Source organism: Candidatus Phytoplasma bonamiae (genome assembly GCF_030586845.1).
Classification (GTDB): Bacteria; Bacillota_I; Bacilli_A; order Acholeplasmatales; family Acholeplasmataceae; genus Phytoplasma; species Phytoplasma bonamiae.
In genome coordinates, this window is sequence record NZ_JAOSIQ010000057.1 from 1 (window position 1) to 1,309 (window position 1,309).

Here is a 1,309-nt window from a genome sequence, read left to right on the forward strand (position 1 = left end):
ACGACTACTAAACAGATTCTTTATCCTTGACCATCCAGACATTTCCAGATTAGTAAACTTAATTACTTAGTTTTAGGATTCTCCAAGTTACACTAAATTTCTACCTTAATTCTTTAGGGGAAGTAACTTTCTTATTGGAAGGCTGATTCCAGGTTTTCTTTTTGATAAACTACTCAATACAGATTATTTATATTAGTAGACTCTGGACTGTCCGTTTAAGCAACTTCCGGAACAGGTCTCGTTATTACATCAATTTTCCTTCTTAGACCATCTCAGGCTTCTCCGTAGAATTATTAGGTGGCGGCATCTTCTTGACTAATTTGCTTTCGTCGCAACCCGCTTTTATGGTCTGCTCTAATCTGACATTCTTTCGTTTGTTAGACCGACCATATCCTTTCAGGGTTTATCGGCCCTGGCTATTGGTTAAATAGCACGAAATTTAGGCCTCTTTGGCGCCCTAATCTAAACGATCAAAATCTAATTGACTTGTTAATAATTGTTTTAATAAAGTAAATTTTTTACTATTTTTATCATTTTTAATAACTTCGGCAACATCATATTTAAAATTGTTATCTATTTTATCTAATATAGAAACAATTTCCTTATCATTGATAATCATTTGAATTGTCTTATCTTCATGATTAATGCCAAAGACTCGTTCAAAAATATGAGAATAAGAACTATGTCCGATATCATGTAATAAAGAAGCAACTAATAAAATTAATTTATTTCTTAAAGAAAATTTTTTTTCTATTAACTGAAATTTATGAAATTCTAAAAAACGTCTAGATAATTCATAAACACCTAAACTATGAGTAAAACGTGAATGTTCAGCGCCGGGAAAAACCATATGAACACATCCTAATTGCTTAATACGTCTTAATCTCTGAAAAAGACGAGTATTAATTAACTCTTCTAAAAATAAATATTCTAAATAAATATAACCATAAACAGGATCTTTAATAAATACGGATAGATTAATTGCGTTTTATGCAGCGATTTATCTTTGCTGTTTTATTTACAATCAGCCCCCGTCCAAACCGGACAAGCAAGTTTCCCAGCATCCGGCTTTCCATAATTCACTCTCTCTCGAGAACTAATTTCTCCTTGCGGTTGATTAGTTATTTATTCTTATTGTTCTTATTCTTCCTGATATCATGTATTTGCTGATTGGTTATCTTACGATGACAATTCTTACACAATACTTTAGTTCTTCTATTCATGATACTTTGGTAATGCGCATTGCGAATTGTGCCAATATGATGAATTTGACGTTGGGATGTTTTATCGCAATTCTCACAACGTTCCG

Annotated in this window: 2 pseudogenes; both read right to left on the reverse strand. The window is 32.2% G+C overall.

Going from position 1 to position 1,309, the window contains the following annotated elements:
* Nucleotides 1-460: 460 nt before the first annotated feature.
* Nucleotides 461-982, reverse strand: a pseudogene (locus tag OC701_RS02640) (HD domain-containing protein); the annotation flags it as partial.
* Between the two features lie 139 nt (nucleotides 983-1,121).
* Nucleotides 1,122-1,309: pseudogene (locus OC701_RS02645) on the reverse strand (group II intron reverse transcriptase/maturase); the annotation flags it as partial.